Origin of the sequence: Corynebacterium sp., from assembly GCF_030152825.1 — a bacterium.
Lineage (GTDB): Bacteria > Actinomycetota > Actinomycetes > Mycobacteriales > Mycobacteriaceae > Corynebacterium.
Window position 1 is genome coordinate 1 of sequence record NZ_JASLIP010000104.1, and the last position, 2,642, is coordinate 2,642.

Annotated in this window: 3 protein-coding genes and 2 pseudogenes; 2 read left to right on the forward strand and 3 right to left on the reverse strand. The window is 63.3% G+C overall.

Going from position 1 to position 2,642, the window contains the following annotated elements; translation table 11 throughout:
• Nucleotides 1–103, reverse strand: a pseudogene (locus Q1V78_RS09320) (low molecular weight phosphatase family protein); the annotation flags it as partial.
• Nucleotides 100–1,218 (reverse strand): ACR3 family arsenite efflux transporter, encoded by a 1,119-nt coding sequence (arsB, locus tag Q1V78_RS09325; RefSeq protein WP_300613879.1) that lies wholly within the window; start codon nucleotides 1,216–1,218, stop codon nucleotides 100–102. The pseudogene Q1V78_RS09320 and the gene arsB, both read right to left, overlap by 4 nt.
• 80 nt (nucleotides 1,219–1,298) lie before the next feature.
• On the opposite strand from arsB, the gene Q1V78_RS09330 reads away from it, so the two are divergent.
• Together Q1V78_RS09330 and Q1V78_RS09335 are read left to right on the forward strand one after the other, a co-directional pair.
• Complete coding sequence (locus tag Q1V78_RS09330) at nucleotides 1,299–1,646, forward strand: helix-turn-helix transcriptional regulator (protein WP_300613881.1); 348 nt, start codon at nucleotides 1,299–1,301, stop codon at nucleotides 1,644–1,646.
• 184 nt (nucleotides 1,647–1,830) lie between these two features.
• Nucleotides 1,831–2,262, forward strand: a complete 432-nt coding sequence (locus Q1V78_RS09335; protein ID WP_300613883.1) for a carboxymuconolactone decarboxylase family protein — start codon at nucleotides 1,831–1,833, stop codon at nucleotides 2,260–2,262.
• Here Q1V78_RS09335 and Q1V78_RS09340 read toward each other — a convergent pair.
• Nucleotides 2,259–2,642 (reverse strand): annotated as a pseudogene (locus tag Q1V78_RS09340) (MFS transporter); the annotation flags it as partial. The gene Q1V78_RS09335 and the pseudogene Q1V78_RS09340 sit on opposite strands and share 4 nt — an antisense overlap.

Consider the following 2,642-nt stretch of genomic DNA (forward strand, 5'->3'; position numbering starts at 1 on the left):
TCTCGACCCGGTCGCCAGCGTGCTGAGCGGCCAGGGCTGCGGCCATCTGGGACTTGCCGCCGTTGCCTACGCAGACAAACAGAACTCTCGGACGGGTACTCATGAGATGGCATTCTCCTTCTCGGATACAGCAGTCTGTGAAGACGATGTGGGGGATGCGGGCAGGGTCGGATCCTGGGGGAAGAGTTTCGGCCCCAACCACAGCATGACATAGACCAGGCCGACGAGCACCGGGACCTCGATCAGCGGCCCGATGGTGCCGGCCAGCGCCTGTGCGGAGTTCGCCCCGAAGGTACCGACGGCCACGGCGATGGCCAGCTCGAAGTTATTTCCCGCGGCCGTGAACGACACTGACGCCGACTGTGCGTAGTTCATCCCCGACATCTTCGTGACAGCCAGCGCGAGAGCGAACATGCCCACGAAGTAGATCAGCAGTGGCACCGCGAGACGAGCCACGGTCCACGGTTGGGAGGTGATTTGCTCGCCTTGCAGGGAAAACAGGAGCACGATGGTATACAGCAGGCCGAGCAACGCCAGCGGGGAGATTGCAGGCAAGAAGTTGTCCTCGTACCAGGCACGGCCCTTGGTCTTCTCACCGATGAGTCGAGAGAGCACTCCGGCCAACAACGGGATGCCGAGGAAGACGAGCACGGAGGTGGCGATGGACCAGAAGGAAAACTCGGCCAAGGTGGTCGCCAGCCCCAGCCAGGAGGGCAGGATCTGGAGGTAGAACCAACCAAGCACGCTGAACATAATCACCTGGAACACCGAGTTGATAGCCACCAGCACGGCCGTGGCCTCCCGGTCACCACACGACAGATCCGACCAGACGAGCACCATCGCGATGCACCGAGCCAGGCCGACAATGATCAGCCCCGTGCGTAACTCCGGCTGATCAGGCAGGAAGATCCAGGCCAGAGCAAACATGAAAGCCGGTCCGACCAGCCAATTAAAGACGAGGGAAACGGTCATCAGGCGTTTATCGGCGACGATCTCCCGAGTCTTATCGTAACGAACCTTCGCCAACGGCGGGTACATCATCACCAGCAAACCAAAGGCGATCGGCAGGGATATCCCGCCGACCTCCAGGGCACCCAGAGCGTCACTAATGCCGGGGAACGCCCGGCCCAGGAGTAGGCCAACAGCCATGGCCAGAAGGATCCACACAGGCAGGAAGTGGTCCAAAAAGGACATACGCGGGCGATGGGAAACAGTCATAAGACCCCTTTTACATATTGATGGTCATCGATATTAAAAGTAATCTTCATATAGATGCCCGTCAATATAGGATGGCTATTATGACCCTCCCGCAGATCCTTCCACTCACTGATCTTGCCTCCTGTTGCTCGCTCGGTTCTGGCCCCCTGACCGAGCAACAGGCCGAGCGTTATGCCACCTTGTTCAAGGTGCTGGCCGACCCTGCCCGCCTGCGGCTGCTGTCGAGGTTGGCGGCCGAGGGATGCGGCCCGGTCAGTGTCGGGGAACTAACAGAGAGGTCTGGGTTGAGTCAGCCAACTGTGTCGCACCACCTCAAACGATTGACCGAAGCCGGCCTGCTAGACAAGGTGCGAGTAGGCCGGACGGTCACCCACCAGGTCCGCCCGGAACTGTTCGCAGAGCTGCGCACCGTTCTGCAGATGGACTGACCCGCCACCGACGAGCAGGACACGATCACACATGTGATCACCAAGCACGCCGAGGCGATCGTCGCACCGTTGCGCGGGGCGTGTCTGCACCGGGTTCTAAGCTGGGGTTAGCGCCTGCTTGAGGCGGGCGGCGTCGCTAAAAAACACAGCACCGCAACCACAACACCACACGAAAGGCGAGAGTATGGCCGAAGAGACGAAGAAAAACGAATCCCTGGCGGAGGCGATGGACACCGCCTACGACGCCGGGATCGAGATGCGACGCGCGGTCATGGGCGATGATTTCGTGGACGCCGCGCTCGAGCGCAACGCGGGTAAGGACGGCGAAGAGCTGCAGAAGCACATCTCCGCGACCGTCTGGGGTTCCATCTGGAACCGGCCGGGCCTGGAGAAGCGTGACCGCAGCCTGCTGAACATCGGCATGCTCGTCGCGCTGCGGGCCACCGGTGAGCTGCGCGGGCATGTCCGCGGGGGCCTGCGCAATGGGCTGACCCGCGAGGAGATCACCGAGGCCGTGCTGCACACCGCCGGGTACTGCGGGGCACCCGCGGCACTCAGCGCGATGAAGGTCGTGCAGGAAGTGCTGGAGGAAGAGCTCGGGCCGAAGGAAAGCTAGCTCAGCGCGTCCTCCAGGTAGCGGTCGCGGCCTGCCCACAGGCCCGCGAGGAACTGCAGCACCACCAGGGCCACCAGGCCAGCCATCACGACGGACCACGGCTGGGCCACTCCCCCGCCGGAGAGCACGTCGTGCAGCGCACCAGCCCCGACCGGGCCGATCGCGGAGCAGGTGTAACCCGCGGTCTGGCTGAGCGCGCCCAGCCCCGCCGTGCCCGCCACCGTGCGGGTGCGCAGCATCGCCAGGGAGAACGCAATACCCGTGGCAGTGCCGTGCCCGATGCCGAAGAGCACCGCGAAAGCCATGCCCAGGTGTGCCGGCGCAAAGTACATGCCCGCCAGGCCCACACCCAAGCCCACCGAGCCGATGGAGGTCGCCCA

Bases quoted from the DNA above. Each gene is read 5' to 3' on its own strand.
- arsB (WP_300613879.1), bottom strand. From the start codon at position 1,218: ATGACTGTTTCCCATCGCCCGCGTATGTCCTTTTTGGACCACTTCCTG.
- Q1V78_RS09335 (WP_300613883.1), top strand. From the start codon at position 1,831: ATGGCCGAAGAGACGAAGAAAAACGAATCCCTGGCGGAGGCGATGGAC.
- Q1V78_RS09330 (WP_300613881.1), top strand. From the start codon at position 1,299: ATGACCCTCCCGCAGATCCTTCCACTCACTGATCTTGCCTCCTGTTGC.